Here is a 21580-nt window from a genome sequence, read left to right on the forward strand (position 1 = left end):
GATAATAGAGCCTCACAAAGATTCTTAATTATGGGTACAGCCATATCCCTGAAACCGTCATCACCGCTGGCAGTACAGCCTCGTCAACCGCTACATTGTCATACCAGCCGCCCACTGCAAGGTTCAGCACCAGATAAAATGACTCGTTAAAGGGCATAACCCCTGGCTCCAAGCAGCGCTCGGCAAAGCAATGTCCGTCTACCAGCCATCGAATCGAACTGGCGGTCCATTCCAGTGCATAATCATGGAATTCATTAATGGTTCCGCTTTCAAAATGGTGCGAGAACTCCTCGACGATTTGATGTTCCCAATCCTTTCCGTAGTGCAGTGTTCCGGATATTTGCTGAGGCAAGCGGCCTTTGGCTTCCATGATATCAATCTCGCCGGAAGCTGGCCAAGGTCCGTAAGCCTGTTCCTGCGGAAGCAACCAGATGGCAGGCCAAACCCCTTGCCCCACCGGCAGCTTTGCACGCACAACTAACTTCCCATAGCAAAAGGAAAAATGGTCCTTTGTATCCAAACGAGCCGAGGTATATGCAAAATTGCGCCCATCCTTTCCAATGGATTCACTGCGTGCGCACAGATTTAAGCCAAATTCATCGATATACAGATTGCTGGAATGATCCGTGTAATACTGCTGCTCTCCGTTGCCCCAACCTGGGTCTATGGGATTACCTTCATTATCTAATAAGTCGTTGCCAAGGCGGATATTCCATAGCTTCATATCGGCATTTCTATCTAAGAAATTCTGTTCCCATATAGGTTTATTCATCCTTTGCACACTCCCTTCATTTAATCACAGCATACTTAATTTTTGCGGCTGGTCAAACAAATCTAAAAAAATGGGATAGGGTCGATAATCATGGGCTTTTTTTCCTATACGCTTTTTCATACGATGAAATAGAAAGGGGGCACGGAAAATGTTCCAATACAGAACGGAACAAATGAAAGCGCTTTTTAAGCAGTGGCAATTGCAAAGCATGGTTATCCCGGGAATCATCTGGATGTTTATCTTTTGTTATATCCCTATGTTTTGGCTCATTATTGCATTTATGGACTACAGCATCGCCAAACCCTTACTAGAATCACCGTTTGTCGGGCTGAAGCATTTTCAGGATTTTTTGACGGATGAGCGTTTTTGGCGTTCGATTCGCAATACTCTGGGGATGAGCAGCATCAAGCTGGTCTTGGGTTTTCCCATTCCCATCTTGTTTGCCTTGCTGCTGAATGAAATACGGAGTCTTCGTTTTAAGCGAACGGTACAAACCATTTCGTACCTGCCGCACTTTATTGCCTGGACGATTTTTGGCGGCATTGCACTCAATTGGCTGGGCGAGGGCGGTGTGATCAATCAGTTGATGATGGCGATCGGGCTCCAGGAACGCGAAATTCTGTTTAACAGCGACCCTAAGTACTTTTGGTGGATCACCTTTTTCACCGATACGTTAAAAGAAACCGGCTGGAGCGCCATTATCTACATAGCGGCAATATCCGGCATTGATCCGGGGCTGTACGAAGCGGCTGAGCTGGATGGCGCAAACCGGCGGCAACGGATGTGGCATATCACCATTCAGAGCATACGCCCCACCATCGCTATTTTGTTCATCCTCGCTGTCAGCGGGATACTCGGCAGTAACTTTGAGCAGATCTTTATGTTGAAGAACAATATGAACATGAGGATGGCGGAAAGCCTAGACTTGTATATCTACAACATGGGGTTGGTCTCCGGGCGCCATTCCTTCTCAACAGCCGTCCTGTTCGCCCGCTCTATTGTGGCGCTAGGTTTGTTGTTTTTGGCCAATCACACATCCAAAAAACTAACCGGCGACAGCATTTTTTAGAAAGGAGAGGACAGAGGTATGGAAAGACGCAAAAGATTTCGGCAAATTGGAGTATTTGAGGTCTGCAACACCCTGCTGATGCTGGCGGTTTGCTTTTTAACACTATACCCGATGTGGTTTGTATTCATTAACTCGCTTAATGCGCCGCAGCAGGCATCCCTGGGCACCGTCAACTGGTTTCCCAAAGAATTATCGCTGGCCAGCTATAGTGTTGTGTTCAATGATAAGACAATGATGAACGGTTTTTACATTACCACTCTGCGCACAGTGATCGGGACAGCAACGCATGTGTTGTTTACCGCCATTATTGCTTACGGAATGAGCAAGTCTAATCTAATCGGACGCAAGCTGTATCTTAAAATCGCATTGGTTACGATGCTGTTCTCAGGCGGGCTGATCCCTACATTTATTCTGATGACGAAGCTGGGATTATATGATAATTTTTGGATATTCATCATTCCCTCTATGTACACTTTTTTTAATATGGTCATTTTCATGAGCTTCTTCCGCACCATACCTGACAGCCTGGAGGAATCTGCGAAAGTAGACGGTGCTTCAGACTATGGTGTCCTGTTCAGAATCGTATTGCCCAATAGCATGGCTGTCATTGCGACTATATCGCTTTTTTCAGCCGTTTATCATTGGAATGATTATTACCAGGGGGTCATCTACATCCGTTCGCAGGAATTACTGCCACTGCAGACCATGCTGTACAAAATCATTGCGGAGAACTCTATGTCCTTCATGCAGCAGCAAGCTATGGCGCAATTCGGCGCAAGACTTCCCGGCAACTCTATTAAATTTGCATCCATGATGGTGGCCACACTGCCTATTCTGATAGTCTATCCTTTCATTCAACGCTATCTGGTCAAAGGCGTGATGATTGGCGCCATTAAGGGATAAGAGTGTGAGTGTCTAGAAACTGGTATACAAAAATTCAGAAGCAGCAAAGAAAGGATGATAATGTCATGAAACGCAATCTGATTAAGCCGGGGTTGACCCTCGTTCTGGCCGCAAGCCTGATGCTAGGCATAGCCGCGTGTTCCAATTCAGCGAATAGTGAAAATAAGCCAACACCACAGCCTACAGATAGTACACAGCCGCCGCAGAGTGAAGCAAAGCTCAATCCCGATGATCCGGCATGGAAGCTGGATACCAGCCCTGTTGATTTGACCTGGTTCGTAGGTGCTAACTGGTATGCCCACACTTGGGGAGACAGCTTGACCTCCAAGTACGTAACGGAAAAAACAGGCGTAAACATCAAGCTTGAGGTACCTTCCGGTGAAGCGAATGAGCATATTACCCTAATGATGACCTCGGGCAAGCTGCCAGACTTGATATCAATGGGTTCGTGGGAAACCGCTGTCAAAAAGCTGTGGGAAGGCGATCATGTCTACGCCTTAAATGAATTAGCTGACAAGTATGACCCTTACTTCTTCAAGGTGGCGGGGGACGGTACACTGAAGTGGTATCGTCAAGAAAATGGCAATACCTATGGCGTTCCGAATGATTCATATAGCCCCAACCTGATGCATGAAACTGGCATGACGGCCGCCAACCAGACTTTCCTGGTGCGGAAAGATTTGTATGAGGAGATGGGCAGCCCGAACATTAGCACTCCAGAGGGCTTTCTGAACGCACTGCAACTGGTAAAGGATAAGTACTCCCAATATAAAGGCCAGCCCATCAGTCCCTTTTTTGCACAAGGGAACGTCCCTTACGGGATGACCGAATATCTGCAGAACCTACTGGCCGTACCGCATGAGAAAGACGGAAAAGTATACGACCGCATTACCGATCCCGATTATATTGCCTGGCTAAAAACCTTCCGTACGGCTTACGAGCGCGGGTTGATTAATGTGGATTTCCTGGTGGATTCCGATACTCAGGTAGAGGAAAAAACAAACAACGCCCGCTATTTCATGATGGTCCGTGAGTGGACCGGTATGTCGGCTGTCAATCCTATGCTGGCTGCTAGCGGCAACCCGGACTCTTACTACATCGCAGTCGATGGGCCAAAGAACAGCAAGGGCGATAACCCTAAGTTATTCCCTGGCAACATGGACGGCTGGATGGTGACGATGATTAGCAAATCAACCGAAAACCCTGAACGAGCCATCCGCTTTTTGACCTATCTGGCCAGCGAAGAAGGCCAGCGAGATTTATTCCTTGGCAAGGAAGGCGAAACATGGGAGATGGTAGATGGCAAGCCGCAGCTGAAGCCTGAAATGGTAAAATTACTCGACACTGATATTGAGAAGCTGGAGAAAGAATACGGCATCATGGATACCTATTGGATGATGCGAAACCCTGTAATCGTCAACCAGTGGAGACCGGAGAAATCTCCTGTCATTAAGCAAATGGAAGACTTCGCCAATATGCAGGCCGATATTGATAGCGGTATCTATAAGGGCTTAGATCCACAGGGCGATTCTGATGTGTCGGTAGCCTGGTCCCGTATTTCGCAAAATTGGGAGGAAGTACTCCCTGAGCTAATTACGGCCAAGAATGAGGCTGAATTTGATAAAATCTTCGACAATTTCCTTGACCGCCGCGAGAATTACAGCTTTGGCAAGGTGATGGAATACCGCCAGGCTGAACTGGATGTGCGAAAATCCAAAATGGCAGAGTAATAATGCCCGTATTAAGATTGCTGCCGGCCACCGAAAGGGTGGCCGGTATTCCCTTTTTCGCTTCTTTTAACCATTTAACAAAACAGCCTAGTTACCTACCGGGCAGTTTGTAATATATGGTATATTACAAGGGTAGGAGGCTGCTTAAATGAAGTATCTGCTGACTAAAATGAAGAAGCTGTACCGTAATTCCCGCATCTCCCAAAAATTGTTTTTGGCCTTTAGCATGATGATTGCCATCCCTGCGATTGTGGTATCCTTTTTATTTATCCGCACACAGGAAAGTCAGCTGTACAAGGACGCTATGGCTACCGGCAGCAGCCATGTCTCAAGAATTAACGAACAGCTGCGCAGCAAAATGGGCATTCTTGAGAACGCTTCCTCTACTGCGCTGAATCAAAAGGCATTTGTAGATTTTATTCACTCCAATATGCGCGGGGATGGCCTGCGTCTCGTAAAATTTAGACAAAATCAATTTGAGCAAATGCATAATATCATTCAAAGCTACGAGATGATCAGCGAGCTCAGTTTCTATGTCGATAATCCAAACCTATTTGAGATTTGGCCTGAAATCTACCATTATGACAAGTTCTGGCCGAAGGACTACTGGGTGACACTTCGGGAGGAAGGCGGTGCGGCATACCGCTTATTTGCTTTTAAAGATGGAGAGCATACGCTATCCTATTACCGGTTGGTACGTCTTCAGGGGCAACAGCAGAAACTCCCTACCATTATGGAAATCCGCGCCCAGCATAGCGTCTTTTTCAGTGACCTGCTTGAGGATAGCGGGGGAGATTTCTTTTCTGTAGTGATGGATGGAGCCGACTCTTCCCGATCGGTATACAATCCTGAGCATATTTTTTCTCAAAATGCCGGTGAAGAATTGGATAAAATTCTAGGCAGCATTCACCAGCGGTTGGATGTGCTGCAGCAGAGTAGCCCCATTAAGGTAAAGGTAGGCGACCATACTTACTACGCGTTGTATCGCTACATCGCCCCACTGAACGCCTATGTAGTGGATATTGCCTCTCATCAAGCGCTGATGAAAGGCCCACGAAGCTGGTATTTGCTCGTAGTAGCGATCACATTGTGTATATTGCTGCTGATGTTACTGCTCGTTTCACATACCACTCGGCGCATTTTCCGCCGGCTCGACAGGGTGCTGGTTTCTATGCGCAAGGTGCGGCAAGGCCAACTGGATGCGAAAATTGATACCGGCCTGGATAAAAACGAAACCGGTGACGAAATCGACGAGGTGGCCGTCAGCTACAATAATATGTTGGACGAAATCAAACATCTGATGACCCAAGTGGTAGATAAACAGCTGATCGCCAAAAATGCACAACTGCACTCGCTGCATTCGCAGATCAATTCACATTTTTTATATAATGCGCTGGAATCCATCCGTATGCTCGCGGAGGTTCAGCGACAGCCGGCTATCGCCGAAGCGTTGGTGTCTTTAGGCTCACAACTGCGATACAGTATGCAATGGCGCAGCGATACGGTTGCGCTTACCGAAGAACTTGCCAACATACACAGCTATGTCCGATTCATAAACTTTATGGAGGGTGGCAGCATTGAGTTGACGGCGGATCTCCCGCAGGAGGTACTGCGTTATACAATCCCTAAAATGTGCATGCAGCCCATCGTCGAAAATGCCGTTCATCATGCAGCGCCCTCGGGCGGCAGCGTAAGTATCCAAATTACCGTATCGGTAGAAAATGACAGCCTTCTGCTAATTGAGATACGAGATGATGGCGCAGGTATTGACCCGGAAATGCTGTCCAGTCTGCAGGCTGTGCTGCGGGGCGACTCAGATTCACCGATTGTTACCAGCAAAAACGGACTGGGCTTGGAGAACGTGCATAAGCGCATACAGCTTCATTATGGTAAGGACTGCGGTCTTTGGATTGACAGTGTGCAGGGCGCCTATACTTGTGTAACCATACGTTTGCCTTGGGAAAATGTGAATCTTGGAGGATGGTAGGGCATGATCAATATTCTAATTGTGGACGATCAAAAGCACATTCGTGATGGGCTGCAGGCTATGCTGCGCCAATTTGCGCTCCAGCTGGACAATATTTACTGTGCCGTAAACGGAATTGAGGCCTTGGATATATTGAGTCAGCACAACATCCAACTGGTGATTACTGATATCAGGATGCCCGATATGGATGGACTGACGCTGATGGCGCAGAGTAAACAGAAGCACATCGAGGTAGATTATCTGATTATTAGCGGCTATAGTGATTTTGCCTATGCTCAAAAGGCCATCGAACTTGGAGCAAAGGGCTACCTGCTCAAACCTGTGAAACGTGAAGATCTGCAAACCGCAGTAGAACATGTAGCGAATGAGATAAAAACACGGCAGACGCTCTCGCGTAATATGGAGCATATCTCGCGCCGCGCCCGGGAGACAGACCGCAAGGAACTGAGTATGTTCATGCAGGGTGCAATGATTGATGAGGCGTGGGTTATCCAGACCCAGCAACAGAATCCAGAGTTGTGGAGTAATTACCGCCTGTGTCTGCTGCGGGAGGAATTATGGATTAACCAACCGGGGGCCGACAGTAGCCACAGCATGGAATCCCTTGCCTACCGTGTGTATGGCAGACGAGGGTGTATATGCCTGCAACACCGCCCGTACCTGATTCTCGCGGTTGATGCGGCCGTAGAAACGGGAGCCTTCCCGGCCGCCCTCAAAGCAGGACAGATAGATGCCATTACTGCCATGACCAGCCCGCAGCAAGGATTGAAGGAGTTGCCCCGCAGCTATACACAAGCGTTGGAGCTCTATCGCCACAGTTACCTGTTTCCAGAGAAGAGCTGCATCTTGCCAACACATATTGAGCGACTGGAGCAGCAGTGGGAGCTTCCCTATGAAGAGTTATATGCCCTGTTCCAGTTAATCGGCACCAAAAACAGCGGTACAATCACCCAAGGCATTTCTATGATATTTCACAAAGATACATTGCAACGCTATCACATCCAATACACACAGCAGCTATGCCGTGCCATTGTACAGATGCTGGAGGAATCTGTACGTGTGATCCGCCCGTACATGGGGGAAGAAGCGCTGGACATCGAATGTTTACGAAATCTATTCGATTATCCGGGTATTCGCGATTATATTCAGGCGCTGCAACAACAGCTGCTTCGGCTGAACCAATTTTATTATGAATATAAGTGCAGCTATCGCAACTCGCAAGATTTGAATGAAGCCATACGCTTTATACACGAAAGCTATCATAAACCCCTGGATCTCGCGATGGTATCGAACCACGTGTCGCTTAATTATGCCTATTTTTCTAACCTGTTCAAAAAAAATATCGGCAAAGGCTTTGCAGAATACTTGCGCGATGTGCGCCTGGATAAAGCCCGGCGGCTGCTGGCCGAAACCGATCATAAAATTGTAGAGGTAGCCACCATGGTAGGGTATGAAAGCTACAAAAGTTTTACACGATCCTTTCGGGATGTCATGGATATGCAGCCCACAGAATATCGGCAAATGATGCGCCGGAAGCACGACAGCGGGGAAAAGTACCGTGACACAGCGCTATAAATAATCAAAAGCCAAAAAATTGGGTTAGAACAAAAATAATTGTACCTTTTAGCTGATTATTATATTCGATAGAATAGAGATGTCCCTAAATGTAAGCGGTTTCGTTTCTTCATTATTTTATTAAAGGAGGGCAAGTATGAAACGACTTTACAATACGGAGAGTGGTTTTAAGCAGAAGGTATTTAGTTTGTTCTTAGCAGTAGTACTGTTAGCTGGGGTTGGCCTATTGCCGACTTCAAAGGTGCAGGCAGCAGGAACCACAGTTACCTCTATGTCTTACTTTTCAGCAGCAGACGGTCCTGTCATCTCAAAATCAGGGGTTGGGCAAGCTAGCTATGGTTTCGTCATGCCTACATTTAATGGGGGCTCTGCCACCTGGAATGATGTTTCCGATGACGTCGGTGTAAAAGTAAAAGTTGCTGGAAACTGGGTGGATATTGACAATGCAGGCGGCTATACCTACAACCAAAACTGGGGACACTGGAGCGACGGTGGCTTGAATGGCTATTGGTTCACTCTCTCCGCAACAACGGAGATTCAGCTATTCTCCAAGGCTAATGGAGTTACACTTGATTACACCCTGGTATTTCAAAACATAAACAAAACGACCATTACTGCTATGGCCCCTACACAAGGGCCGCAGATTACAGCAGGATTTACAGGAAGTGCAGGCTTTACTTATCCTACCTTCAACAATGATCCGGCTGTTACCTATGAAGCCGTAGCTGAAGATCTGAAGGTATATGTAAAACCTGTAAGCAGCAGTACATGGATTGATATTGACAATAATGCAGCCAGCGGCTGGATCTACGATAACAACTTCGGACAATTCACCGAAGGCGGCGGTGGCTACTGGTTCACCGTAACAGAGTCTATCAACGTCAAGTTAGAATCGAAAACCTCAACGGCTAACGTCGTTTATACCCTCACCTTTAATAAACCGGTAAGAAATTCATACGTCTTAACTCCTTATGAGGGAACGACCTTTACCGCAGATGCAAAAGGTGTAATAGGTGTCCCGCTACCCAAAATTGATGGGGGCGCTCCAATAGGCACTGAGCTAGGAAATTACGTTTACCAAATTAACATCAACGGACAATGGGTTGCTATGAGTGATTCCAGCCAAAGCGGATTTGTATACGCCGGCAATGGCTATAACAACATGTCCGATGCCAACCAGTGGGGCTATTGGGCTGACTATATCTATGGGCTTTGGTTCCAGCCCGTCCAAGAGGATGTGCAAATCCGTATTGGCTATCCATTAAATGGACAGGCGGGCGGAAGTGTCGGCAACAATTACGTCAACTATACCTTTATCGGTAATCCAGATGCCCCACGTCCGGATGTATCCGATCATGATGACATTGCCATCGGAACACCAAACGACACCACGATAGAGGGTATGAATCTCATTTGGCAGGATGAATTTAACGGAACAGCGCTCGATACGAGCAAATGGAGCTACGAACAAGGTTATTATATTACTGACGATCCGAATAGCTGGGGCTGGGGCAACGCGGAACTGCAGCACTATACAGACAGTACACAAAATGTATTTGTACAGGACGGAAAGCTGAATATCAGAGCTTTGAACGATTCAAAATCCTTTCCACAGGACCCAAGCCGGTATGCCCAGTACTCATCCGGCAAGATTAACACCAAAGATCACTTGTCCTTCCAGTACGGCAGAGTAGATATTCGTGCTAAGCTGCCTACAGGTAACGGCGTTTGGCCAGCACTTTGGATGCTTCCGGAAGATGCCGCTTATGGAGCGTGGGCCGCATCCGGAGAAATTGATATTATGGAAGCCAAAGGACGCTTGCCCGGCACGACCAGCGGGGCCATACACTTTGGCGGACAATGGCCTGTAAACAGATATATTGCTGGTGAATATCACTTCCCTGAAGGCCAGACCTTCGCCAATGATTATCATGTGTACTCCATGATCTGGGAAGAAGATAATATGAAATGGTATGTGGACGGCAAGTTCTTCTTTAAAGTCAGTAGAGATCAATGGTATTCCGTAGCTGCACCTAACAATCCGAACGCCCCATTCGATCAACCCTTCTACATCATTATGAATCTGGCGATCGGCGGGCACTTCGACAGCGGCCATACCCCAGATCCGTCCGATATTCCTGCAGCAATGCAAGTGGATTATGTTCGTGTCTATAAAGAAGGCAACAGCGAGAATCCGGTAAACGTACCGGTTACCGGTATTTCTCTGAATCAAACTACTGCGCAGGTGGAAGTCGGACAGACTGTGCAGTTGAACGCCAATATTGCCCCGTCTAATGCAACCAATAAGCAGGTCACTTGGAACGTATCAGGTACCAGCGTCGCTTCCGTGAATCCGAACGGTCTCGTGACGGGACTCACTCCAGGCACAACAACCGTAACGGCTACAACAGCCGACGGCAATAAAACAGCCCTCTCCACCATCACTGTTGTACCGGCATCATCATCCGGTGTTATCATCGTCGGCGATGAGGTGCGGGGTCTGAAGAAAATAGGCGACGACCTGCTGTTCTATGTGAACGGCGCAACCTTTGCCGACTTACACTATAAGCTAAATAACGGTGGGCAGCTAAACGTAGCCATGACCCCGGCAGGGAACGGTAACTATACCTACCCTGTGAATCACCTGCAACACGGGGATACCATCGAGTACTCCTTCACCTATAATCCGGGACAAGGGGCTGTCGATTCCCCAACGCTCTCGTATATCCATGGGGTAACCCAAGGAACACCAGAATAAAGTAGTTGAACCCTAAGCAACTGCATGAACACGAGTAGGCGAGGAGGAAGTGTTGAAGCTTCCCTCTCGCCTATTTTGTTGTTTCTACCGTGTTGCTGGTCTCCTCGGTGGAAGCTCAGCTAGCCTCATGATTATGGGCCGTCAGTTCATCACCTGACGCTTTCCGCACCTTCGCTCGCTTGCCTAAATTAACGCGTCGAAATGACCCTCCGCGTCCACCGTCGCCGTCCGGGGATCAGTCAGGCCGATGCCCTTGAGGCCTCCCTTTCCTTCAATTCCCCAAAGGGGGAGGTGATCCTGAAGCGGAGAAGCAGGCACAAAATTTACGGAGGTGCTGCTCCCGCTTTTCTGTACCAGTTGGGACTCCAGCAGCCGGATTTGCCGCTGCAGCTGCTCCCGGCGATAAGGCGTCTGCATCTCACTTCCTTGTGCCGCATTCACTTTATCCAGTTCCATCATCAGCCGGTTTCGCTGTTTCTCCAGAGAACTGACATCACTCTGTGTACCGCCGTAGGCCGCAATGGTCTGTACGGAGCTGATGCCTGATACTGTCTGTGCCGCCATGATCTTTCCCCCCGTTTCCTTGGCTCCCAATCCAAAATCAGCCAAATTTGAAAGTTCTAATCATCTTTATTACCCGGCAGGCCCCGTCATGACAACATCACAGCCTCAATTGGAAAATAATCGTCGTATAGTCTCAGTCGGCCGCTTGTTTCAACCCTACCAAAGACCCACCGAAGGCTGGCTAAAGTCCCTTCAGAGCTCCCTTACTCGTCCTTCAACCGCCGCTGATACAAAATGACAGACACTACTGTTAGCACAACCGTCCATACCAAATTAATGAGGAGTGGTTTCAATACATCGCCCGTCGTATAACCTGTATTGCTTAGACCCAGCAGATGCACAAGCTGACTGCTTGGCATGTAATCCAGCACTTTGAAGACCGGATAATCCTTCGCTAGTACTTCTCCCCACGGTGCCCCCATAAATATGAACGCCACAGGGAGTATAGATAATGAGGCTTCAAGCAACGTCTTGGAGAATAAGCCGCAGATCGTCCCGGCTGCAGTGTACAGAATAATCGAAAGAATGATTACTGCCACAAACGCCCATATATTAGCTGGCTCATAGCCAAATAATAATGTGGAAATAGCGAGAACAACAACAGACATGACAAAGACCAAACTGCTTTTACCGATTAGTACATCCATGGTCGTAGCCGGTGTCATCATTAATGACCGTAAAGTGTTACGCTCCTTCTCTTCCGCAATCAAGCAGGCTTGTGCGAAACATGTTAGCAATACAAACGAACTATTAAAAAGAAAACCGCTGGCTCCAGGTAAAGACGCACCTGCCCTCTTGAAAATCAGAGCGATAATAATAGGAAAAATCAGCATAATGGACAGCGCGTAGTTACGTGAAAACTCTTTGTAATCCTTCACAAATATCGCCCGGGCACGTTTGTATGAGATACTCATAGTAGCTCACTTCCTGTCATTTTAATAAAAATATCACCTAGACTTGGTTCTTTCGTCTCTAACCGGTCAATTAGCCCCCGCTTCATCCAATCCGCGATTTGATCAGCCGTCCCCTCATCGATCGGGAGCTCGTAGGTTTCCCCATTGATTAAATCCACACAAATTACGTTCTCCCGGTGCTGCCGCTTAAGTTCCTTTGGTGAGCCTATGGTTTGGATTTGTCCCTGATACAGAATCGCTACCCGGTTGCATATCAATTCTGCTTCAGACATATCATGCGTAGTCAGAAAAATCGTTGTTCCTTTCTCATTTAAGTAGCGTAAGCCTTTATAAATATGTGCTGTGTTTACCGGATCTAAAGCCGAAGTTGGTTCATCCAGAAATAATAATTCCGGCTCATGGATAATCGCGCATGCCAGCATGACACGCTGACGCATCCCTTTGGATAAGAGGTTGGCTTTCTTTTTGCGCTCTCCGCTTAAGTTTACAAACTGCAGCACCTTGTCGACCGCAGATTTGGGAAGATCATATAGCTTACGATACAGCTCCAGATTTTCCTCAATACTTAACCTCTCATATAGACCACTGTTATCCGTCAAAATGCCAAAACGCATCTTCTGAGCAGACTGCTGCATCATTTCCGCCGGCTGGTCAAATACACTTGCCTGTCCACTTGTCGGATTTAACTGTGCCGTTAGAATCTTGATTAATGTTGTTTTGCCTGAGCCACTCGGGCCAAGGAAACCAAAAATTTCACCCTTAGGAATTGAAAAAGAAACATCTGCTAACGCATCTTTTTCTCCAAATCTCTTACGGATACGTTCTACCCGGATAACATTCATTAACTCCACATCCTTAGTGTTGATGGCTTAAACATATACAGATTACATGCTTCCTGCCATCAAAACGCGCCGAAATGTAGCTGTAAGCGCCTGAATGGTACCCTTTAAATGTTAAGAAGAGCTTTTAATTCAGACAATTTTGAACGGGATAACGGAACCACGGCATCTTGACCTGTATTTAATCGCAAGCTGTAGCTATTTTTCGTCCATGTAATAATCTCTCTTACTTTTTGCAGATTAACAATATAGGATCGGTGACACCTAAAAAAACCGAAATTTAATAATCTCTGCTCGAGCTCGGTCAGCGTCAGCGCACAGTCATAATTTTCACCGCCCACATGAACAAGGATTGACCCCTCTACACTTTCTATAAAATCAATTTCAGGCGGATTAAATAAAATCACTTTGTCATTTCTTTTGGTAGAGATCTTCTGCAAGGTTATATTGGCCTCGTCTTGTTTCTGTACTTCCTGCTTATCCTCGTCGAAGTCCCGAATATCCAATGGATGAAATCCCGATTCGTTCAACCGATAAATGGCATCACAGGAAATAAGGGCATCCTCTAAATTCGAAGTTAAAATTAAAATCTGCTTTTCTTGTGAAAGATCATCAAGAATCCGTTTGAGTTGACGACAATCTTGCTCTTCCAAGTAAAAATAGGGTTCCTCCAGTACAAGTGTAGGCTGATGCGCAAAAAATACACGCAGCAATGTCACATACATTCTTTTCGATGAGCTTAGATCCTTGATCTTTACCTTCCGTTCTTCCTTTAAAGCAAAATAATCTATCAACGAAGCGGCACGCTCATTCCTCTCCGTTATTCTGATTAGAAAAGTGATTAGTTCCTCCACCGATAAACGCATATACTCGTTTTGCCCAGCCCGAAATAAATAATATTGGGAATGATCACCTAATTGATTCATTAAAAGCTGCTTTCGCTTCAAGTCCGTTATGATGCCAACCGATTGATTCGGTGTCATATTTAATTCGATCTTCGGTAGAAATAATTCCCCATTATAATAAATTGGTTGAAATTGCATGCCATCCTCCCGGTCAGTGCTGCTATAGGGTATACTTTTTCAATTTAGTTCCTGTTATTTCCTGCTCGATAAATACGATTTAGGTAATATTTAATGCAAATATAAGTCAAGGCATCTTCTAGTCATTTCTGCACATAAAAAAAGCCCAAGCAGCTTCTCCGCTCGGTGCAAGAGTACATTAATTAGTAATACGGTTCAGCGCAATTTCTGTAACAGCAAGTTTTGAATAAAGACCATCCCGATAAAAGGATAGTCTTTAGGGTCACTAATTTATTTTAATTGCCTCAATATAAAGCTCGATCCTCACTTCATTTCCGACTATAATTCCACCCGTTTCCAGAGGCGAGTTGAATTTCAATCCAAATTCATTACGATCAATACTGGCTGTTGAGTGAAATCCTACACGTTCCCGTCCGCGGGGGTCCTTGTTTAGTCCTTCAAAAACAGTATGAAAAGTAACAGATTGGGTTACTCCATGCAGAGTTAGATTGCCTGTAAGTTCATATTGCCGCTCACCAGCAAAGACACAGTTGGTGCTTTGAAATGCAATGGTTGGATACTTGGCAGCATGAAGGAAATCGTCGCCCCTCAAATGTTCATCTCGTTGCGCTTGGCGAGTTGTGATACTATTTGCGTCTACGGAAGCCTGAATACCCATGGTCGTTAACTCGTTGGGATCAAAACTTAAAATCGCCTGGAAACGCTCAAATACTCCTTTGATTTTATTAATCATTAAATGCGTCACCGAAAACTCGACGGAGCTGTGGTCCGGATCCACTTCCCATTTGATATTACTCATGAATAAATTCCACCTCTATAATAAGATTATGAGCAAGGTCACCTATCTCCAAAACAATGCGCTACTCGCTATACACCTAATATACAAAAACGCTACTGACAACGTTGTGTCAGTAGCGTTTTAGCATTTTTGCGGCTTCCTCGTAAATCCGATTTCAGAATGGTTCCCCATTGAATCCGTAATTCCTTTTACCCGAATATCCACCATCGCAATAAACATCGAACTGTGTGTGAACAGTCATAATCTGCAACTAGTCGAATCTTTGCAGCGATTCAAATAAACGCCTTAAGTTATTCAATAAGCTGTTTTTTTCCTCCAGAGTCCAGTCATCCAAAGCTTCATGCAAAATTCGTTCACGGGTGAGGCTAATCATTGCATTGATTTCCTCCCCGCTTTTCGTCAATTCAGACACACGAATGCGGGAATCTGCACTTGATGGATACGTATGAACCAACCCCGCGTTTTCTAACTTATCGATTTGCCGGCTAACACTCGAATAGTTTTTTCCCATCATGGCGGCCAAATCACCAACACTAGTCGGTTGGAGATGCACGATGCCCACAAAGACACGAAAGGTTGCTGCCTCCAAATTTACGCCAGCATTAGCAATCATCTTCTTATCGCGGTCTGGCCTATTGATAATGGAAACTAAATCGATCAGCGCTTTAAAAATATCGTTTTCCATTTTATTTCACCCTTACAACAGGACGAGGCATTAGCGGGGCATTCCAGGCCTCTTCAATATCTTCTAGAGCGAACTCTTTTGTGTTAATTTTTATCTTCCCCTCGGCGGCCATTTCAAAGACACCTCTAACAGCGGATAGCATATCAGCTTTGGAAACACTCTTATCTCCGCTACCTACGAGTTCGATTGTTGATGAGCGTAAAAGAGATGAAGGTAAATGAATGCTTTCTTGGCCAGATGAAGTTCCAATGCTTACAAAACGGGTTGAACGATCCGTTTTCGCCTTAGCAAGAGCTGACATGATGGCGAGTGCGCTGTCGCCCCAAAGATAATCCAATATAACATCAACACCTTCAGCAATAACTGGCATTAGGGCGTTTTCAAACATTTTTTGACCGTTGTCGGCTGTCATATCAAATGCAATGGCCTCATCAGCTTCAAGTGCTTGCAACTTCAATTCGTTGCGTCCTGTTACAATGACCTTCTTGGCCCCCAGACCCTTAGCAATCTGAACTGCTAAACTACCGGATGTACCAGTAGCGCCATTAATCAATACAGTTTGACCGGATTTAAAATCAGCTCGAAATACCAATGCAGCCCATGACGACATAGCAGGGTTGGCGATAGCGGCAGCAGTGAGATCATCAATACCATCTGGTAAACGGACAGTCAGCTTTTCGTTGACAATTGTTTGCTCAGCCAAACTGCCATATGGTGCAGTAGGCAGCGCAAAGTAAACACGAGACCCATCTTTCAAAGTTCCTACACCGTCGATACCGGCTACAATTGGAAAGTTATCTTCAGAAGAATAGTGCATACCCATTGAACGGAACTTGCTAACTCGACTCAAGGCTGTGGCCGTAACGTTAATTATAACTAGCCCCTCTGTCCCAACGGGGGAATCAAAATGACCCATTACGGGAATCGTCCCCTTAACCTTTACGATTGCTGCCTTCATATTTACACCCTTCTTCCACCCCATATTATGTGCATATTGCACATAATAAAGTATAACATAAATTATGTGCAATATGCACACTTTATTTGGAATCCATATCCAAACGCACGCCCATTAGCTTATTTCCAAAAGAAACGGCTGGTCAGGTTCCCCTGATCCAGCCGTTTTTTGATTACTTTAATATTACATTATCGATTAGTACCGCCGTATCGTAGATACTATCTCCTTGGTCCCAAACATGGAACCGAAGGACAATGGAGCCCTTGCCGGCAAATTGGCTTACATCAAATTGTACATGCTTCCAATTCGTCATGTATGTTGTATGATCCCCGCCGTAGAAATCAATCGCTACTTTGTTCTCTTCAATCCAATAGGCCGTGGATTCATTAATCGATTCAGCCCCGATAATAACAGAATCATTACCATAGACACTGGACGTCACTGTATTGCCGCCATTTATGTGAGAAGTAATGAGGGAAGCCGTATTAATGTATACACTGGAAGTTACCGTTGCTCTGAAGGTGTCATTGAATTTGCTTCCAACGAATTCCTTAGGCTCCTCAGAAATGAAATTGTAATCGAACGATAGGGTTGTTGCACCCGCCGGAACAATGAAACTTTGCTCGATATAACTGTCTGAATTGTAGTCATATCCTCCTTGATCATTGTTTTCATACCCAAGGCCAGTGCTGATAATAGCCATGTAGTTCCCCTCTGTCGGTTTAAGCGGTCCCAGCTTGGAGATCATCCGAACATCGCCGTTTCCATTCCAGCCGGTCCAAGTTCCGTTTTCAAAGGTTCCGTTGATGACCCCTTCGGTCTTAGTGCCAATGCTGCTTCCTTTCATGAAGAATGCTGCCAACCCATCGTTTGCTCCATGGGCAGCCACTGCTGCTTGAAAGGCTTTTTCGGTTGTCATGTTGTCATCGTTTAAAGCGGTAAATACGGATTTAGCAATAGCTTGATCATATGCAAGCTTTACATAATCGGTATATCCATAATAAGTGCCAGCACCATTGTTGATGAAGGCATCTGCCATGGAATCGTTGTACGCGCTGCGGCAGCTGCCATTATATACGATGGTATCAGGTAGCATATCGTTGTACCGTGTAATAAAAGACGGTGTAATAGCATAATAACCGGATATAATAGCCAGTCGTCCCTTTTTCAAGTCCAACTCATAGGTCTTTTTGCTCTCTGTCGTTGCCTTTTCTCCTGTCAGGAACATAACTTGCGGTCCAGCGTATTTGAAATCAATGCCGTACTTATTATGGAGCTTTTGAAGCACTTTTTCATCATAGTAAGTATCTCCGTGGGTATCCAAGACCACGACGCCATACTGATTCAGCCCTTTAAAGAAATTAACGCCCGCTGCGGTGTCCTTTACTCTTTCTACAAGGAAAGGGTAACTCGACTGGTCAAAGCTGTGATATACAGCGTCATAAACAGTCGAAGATGGAAGTGTGCCGGAGAACGGAGAAATCACAGCAACTCGCTGGCTTCCTATGGTGGCCACGGTTTGTTCCACATTTTGCGTTAGCGCCTCAGCCGCCAATGTAGTACTGGACGCAGCCTCTTCTACGGTGCTGCTTAACCCTTTTGTATTCTCAGGAGCTGCGGATATCCCCCCTAGAATCCCGTTGTCCAGCAAATACCAGATGCTTCCTCCTTCACCCGAAATCCCAGCATGCTCTACTTCTGCTTGGGTTTGGAGCCAAGCCACAGTTTCTTCCTTTGCTTTTTGCAAATTACCATATGAAGTAGCCAGTTGATCAAGCTTACTCTGTGTATTATTTTCAATGATTTCCGTTTGTGCAAGCTGTTCATCCGTAAGATGCTTCATTACAGATAATTTAAAAACTGTGCTGCTTGGCACATCTCCCACAAACGCCTGCAGATTTATGTAACCCTCCGTACTTTCAGTCAATACTGCTTTGCCACTGTACAGTCCGTCTGCCTCAAGACTGTCTCCATGGGCTTCCAAACCGTCATCGTACAACGAAATGATTTGCGAAATGACTTTGCCGCTGTCATCTACTTGATAGACACTAGCGATTACCGTTCCTGGCGCATTAATCGATGAGCGGAATATAACTTCTGTTGGCTCTTCCACATAAATGGCATCTGAACTCTCCCCCTTCACCACAACCTGGAGAGCATTTGCCGGTGCCGGGGTTGCCGGTGTCGGTGTCGGTGCCGATGTTGGTGTTGGTGTCACTGGTGCTGGGGTTGCCGGTGCTGGGGTTGCCGATGCTGGCGTTCCCGGACCTGAAGCTCCCGGCGCCGGTGCTGTCACAGATGTCCCGCGGTCAGTTGTTGCCGGGGTGGCAGTCGGTGTTACCTCAGGACTCTTGCCCTTATTAACCTCTTCAGCCAGAAGCTGTTTGGATTTCTCGACATATACTGACTTATTGGTTTTGAACTCATAAGCCAGACGAGCCAGAGCCTGGCGCTCCGCATGCTCTTTCGGTTTGAATTTCAGAGTGCCGTCACTGCCTTGGACCCCGTTGATGAAACCATTTTTGAAGGCAAGGGATACTTGCGCTTTTGCCCATTCGGACACCTCTGAGATATCCGACAGCTTGCTATCAACCGGAAGCTTCTTCGCTGTTTCATCCAATTCGAAAGCTCGGATGAAAAACACGACCAGCTCCTCACGGGTGACATTTGCATTAGGACTGAAGGTGGTGGCCGATGTCCCCTCCGTAATGCCTGCCTTTACCAATGCACCTACATAACCGCGATACCAACTGTTCGCGGCAACGTCTTTAAACGGTGCGGCTTGATCAGCATTTGCTTCTAGCCCCAACGACAGGACTATGATTTTCGCCAGTTCGGCACGTGACATAGCCTTTTTCGGTTTAAAAGAGTTATCTTCATAACCTGAGATTATTCCTGCTTCAGTTAATGATTGAATCTCCTTTTGCGCATAAGAGCCTGTGATGTCTTTGAACTGCGCGGCCTCACCAAACACCATATGTGGCGTAAGAGTGCTTAATAATAGGGCAAACACAATCATCAGACTGAGTTTACGGCGTGCTGCTTGGAATAACATTATTTCTTCCCCCTTCTTACTCTAAAAATATCAATGAGTCTGTCGTCCTAGTGAGTTCCAAGGATGGCATTTTACACCATTATTCGACAACTTCTTGATTCTACAATAGGACCAGGGTAATTTACAATGTCTATTACATAAAAAAAATAGATATATTTGTAGACTGGAGATTAAATGGCATAAAAAAAAGACCATCGAGTATAAGCTTGGATTGATGGCGATTTAATATTTTATCGTATTATTCTTCACATGCACTAAGATTTTACAATGATAAGCTTAATCATGTATGCCTTATGACACTTTAGGAGGTAATATAATGAGCAAGTACGACGAAGCCATGAAGCTGCTGGAAGAACAAGCGGGTAACAAGGACGGCCTGATCTCACTATCCACCATCGCACTGGAACCGGGGGCTAATGGCAAAAGCCGTCCCTCCGCCCGCATTGTAGACGCCTATTATGAGGACGGTGCGTTCTACACCGTTACTTACGCGACCTCAGGCAAGATGCAGCAGATCGCCCAAAACCCCGAAGTCGCTGTTTGTATCATCGTCGAAAACTTTACGGCCGATGGTATCGGTGAAAACCTGGGCTGGGTATGTGACGAGAAAAACGCGGAGATGATGACAAAGCTGCGCACAATATTCGCCGGGTGGTATAACGAAGCCAATAACGACGAAGATCCTAACACATGCCTGCTGCGCATTCGCCTGACAAAGGGCCTGTGGAATGACGCCCATAAAGGGATCAGAAATGAGATTGACTTCATCAATAAGACGGCAAATTAAGTGGTCTGAGTGATAGAACAGTCAGCAAAAAAGGTTCATCGCAGCAGTCAGCCACGATGAACCTTTTCATAAGAACCAACTAAATGATAACAGCTACATTAGAACTTTATAAAACCCGTAAGGCCTGGGAATTGACTTCCCGGAAATCCCGGAAAACCTGGAAATCCCGGATTTTCACCTTCTCCACCTTCTCCACCTTCTCCGCTTCCTTCGTCAGGCAAGATAAGCTCATAAGTCACATTTTGTGCCGGCACTAAGTTCATAGCATACTCATCAATTTCCGGTGCCCCGTCTAACGCCTTCCATCCAATTCCAGTCACTCCTAATCCCCAGACAGATTTACTTGGAATCATGAATTGTACGCCGAAACGATAGGTTTCCTCATTGATTAGCTTTTCTTCTTGTGTAAATGGATCAATGTAGATAAATTTCACTTTATACACATTTCTATCATAATATAGCTGGAGCGTCCTACTGCCATCTTCACCCCGGCTAATCTTCTCTTTCTCAAAATACTCGGTAAGCTGCGCGCCAATTCGCGAAGTGAATCTGAGTACGACCTGTATGTCCCGCTGCGAATAGCTTTGCTTAATAACCTCGGCGATTTGGTCTTCCGGCAGCTCTCTTTTTGCAAAAGGCGGCCCCTGTCTCAGTTGCCTAATCCGCACGAGCTTGAATCTGCGGTAGTCCTCTCTGACCCGGCAAAAGCCTATCACATACCAATGGCCGTGGCGAAAGTCAATCCAGCTTGGCTCTACCGTTCGCTCCAGCTTTTCCATATCCCTATTGATATAGTCGAACACCAGCAGCCTGTTATCCGTGATGGCCTTGCTTATGATCCCAATGTATTCTTTATTTTCCTGCTCCATGCTGAAATGGGACATATCCAGAGTCAGCTTGTGCTTATCGGACTCCCGCTTATAGGTATGCTCAACCTTTAACATGATGTCATTAAAAGCTTCGTTCCTGCCAAACAAGCCGTGTAAATTCTTCATTCGCAAGGATACCTCGAAATGCTCGGCAAGCTCCTTGCCCGTTACCGTACCTTTACCGGAGATGATCAGCAGCATGGAGAGCAATCGGTCGACTCGCATGATTGTGTGTGACGTCGGGTAACGTCTCCTCCTCTGGGTGAAGTACGT

At 46.2% G+C, this 21580-nt stretch carries 17 protein-coding genes; 7 read left to right on the plus strand and 10 right to left on the minus strand.

What is annotated here, in order from left to right:
* Positions 1 to 28: 28 nt before the first annotated feature.
* The gene (locus MHB37_RS31145; protein ID WP_405168824.1) at positions 29 to 772 is read right to left on the minus strand and encodes a glycoside hydrolase family 16 protein; all 744 of its coding nucleotides are present in this window, start codon (positions 770 to 772) and stop codon (positions 29 to 31) included.
* A 148-nt stretch (positions 773 to 920) separates the two neighbouring features.
* Here MHB37_RS31145 and MHB37_RS31150 point away from each other — a divergent pair, with 148 nt between their 5' ends.
* The 6 genes from MHB37_RS31150 to MHB37_RS31175 all read left to right on the plus strand — a co-directional run bounded on the left by MHB37_RS31150 (position 921) and on the right by MHB37_RS31175 (position 10794).
* Positions 921 to 1841, plus strand: a complete 921-nt coding sequence (locus tag MHB37_RS31150; RefSeq protein WP_076124267.1) for a sugar ABC transporter permease — start codon at positions 921 to 923, stop codon at positions 1839 to 1841.
* Positions 1842 to 1859: 18 nt separating this feature from the next.
* Positions 1860 to 2744: a carbohydrate ABC transporter permease gene (locus tag MHB37_RS31155; RefSeq protein WP_038573901.1), complete on the plus strand. Its 885-nt coding sequence runs from the start codon at positions 1860 to 1862 to the stop codon at positions 2742 to 2744.
* 65 nt (positions 2745 to 2809) lie between these two features.
* The gene (locus tag MHB37_RS31160; RefSeq protein WP_076124269.1) at positions 2810 to 4474 is read left to right on the plus strand and encodes an extracellular solute-binding protein; all 1665 of its coding nucleotides are present in this window, start codon (positions 2810 to 2812) and stop codon (positions 4472 to 4474) included.
* A 148-nt stretch (positions 4475 to 4622) separates the two neighbouring features.
* The gene (locus MHB37_RS31165) at positions 4623 to 6461 is read left to right on the plus strand and encodes a sensor histidine kinase (RefSeq protein WP_076124271.1); all 1839 of its coding nucleotides are present in this window, start codon (positions 4623 to 4625) and stop codon (positions 6459 to 6461) included.
* Positions 6462 to 6464: 3 nt separating this feature from the next.
* Positions 6465 to 8036: a response regulator gene (locus MHB37_RS31170; protein WP_076124273.1), complete on the plus strand. Its 1572-nt coding sequence runs from the start codon at positions 6465 to 6467 to the stop codon at positions 8034 to 8036.
* A gap of 136 nt (positions 8037 to 8172) precedes the next feature.
* The gene (locus tag MHB37_RS31175; protein ID WP_076124275.1) at positions 8173 to 10794 is read left to right on the plus strand and encodes a family 16 glycosylhydrolase; all 2622 of its coding nucleotides are present in this window, start codon (positions 8173 to 8175) and stop codon (positions 10792 to 10794) included.
* A 183-nt stretch (positions 10795 to 10977) separates the two neighbouring features.
* On the opposite strand, the gene MHB37_RS31180 is transcribed toward MHB37_RS31175, so the two are convergent.
* The 8 genes from MHB37_RS31180 to MHB37_RS31215 form a co-directional block, all read right to left on the minus strand.
* Positions 10978 to 11358, minus strand: coding sequence for a FlxA-like family protein (locus MHB37_RS31180; RefSeq protein WP_076124277.1), 381 nt, complete (start codon positions 11356 to 11358; stop codon positions 10978 to 10980).
* A gap of 203 nt (positions 11359 to 11561) precedes the next feature.
* Positions 11562 to 12272 carry an ABC transporter permease gene (locus MHB37_RS31185; protein ID WP_076124278.1) on the minus strand — a complete coding sequence of 237 codons (711 nt, stop codon included), beginning with the start codon at positions 12270 to 12272 and terminating at the stop codon, positions 11562 to 11564.
* Positions 12269 to 13114, minus strand: coding sequence for an ABC transporter ATP-binding protein (locus MHB37_RS31190; protein ID WP_076274868.1), 846 nt, complete (start codon positions 13112 to 13114; stop codon positions 12269 to 12271). The genes MHB37_RS31185 and MHB37_RS31190 overlap by 4 nt, the downstream gene beginning before the upstream one ends.
* 104 nt (positions 13115 to 13218) lie before the next feature.
* Positions 13219 to 14154, minus strand: coding sequence for a LytTR family transcriptional regulator DNA-binding domain-containing protein (locus tag MHB37_RS31195; protein WP_076181756.1), 936 nt, complete (start codon positions 14152 to 14154; stop codon positions 13219 to 13221).
* Positions 14155 to 14419: 265 nt separating this feature from the next.
* On the minus strand, positions 14420 to 14953 hold the full coding sequence (locus tag MHB37_RS31200; RefSeq protein ID WP_405168825.1) for a YceI family protein: 534 nt from the start codon (positions 14951 to 14953) through the stop codon (positions 14420 to 14422).
* A 250-nt stretch (positions 14954 to 15203) separates the two neighbouring features.
* Entirely contained in the window at positions 15204 to 15638 is a 435-nt protein-coding gene (locus MHB37_RS31205) for a MarR family winged helix-turn-helix transcriptional regulator (protein ID WP_036682401.1), read from the minus strand.
* A 1-nt stretch (position 15639) separates the two neighbouring features.
* Entirely contained in the window at positions 15640 to 16596 is a 957-nt protein-coding gene (locus MHB37_RS31210) for a zinc-binding alcohol dehydrogenase family protein (RefSeq protein WP_339245549.1), read from the minus strand.
* Positions 16597 to 16768: 172 nt separating this feature from the next.
* Entirely contained in the window at positions 16769 to 19651 is a 2883-nt protein-coding gene (locus MHB37_RS31215) for an S-layer homology domain-containing protein (RefSeq protein ID WP_405168826.1), read from the minus strand.
* A 316-nt stretch (positions 19652 to 19967) separates the two neighbouring features.
* Here MHB37_RS31215 and MHB37_RS31220 point away from each other — a divergent pair, with 316 nt between their 5' ends.
* The gene (locus MHB37_RS31220; protein WP_076191502.1) at positions 19968 to 20438 is read left to right on the plus strand and encodes a pyridoxamine 5'-phosphate oxidase family protein; all 471 of its coding nucleotides are present in this window, start codon (positions 19968 to 19970) and stop codon (positions 20436 to 20438) included.
* Between the two features lie 98 nt (positions 20439 to 20536).
* Here MHB37_RS31220 and MHB37_RS31225 read toward each other — a convergent pair whose 3' ends face one another.
* Positions 20537 to 21532, minus strand: a complete 996-nt coding sequence (locus MHB37_RS31225; RefSeq protein WP_341164490.1) for a WYL domain-containing protein — start codon at positions 21530 to 21532, stop codon at positions 20537 to 20539.
* Positions 21533 to 21580 lie beyond the last annotated feature (48 nt).

Origin of the sequence: Paenibacillus sp. FSL H3-0286 (assembly GCF_045040705.1) — a bacterium.
In the GTDB taxonomy this organism is placed as follows: Bacteria; Bacillota; Bacilli; order Paenibacillales; family Paenibacillaceae; genus Paenibacillus_AQ; species Paenibacillus_AQ odorifer.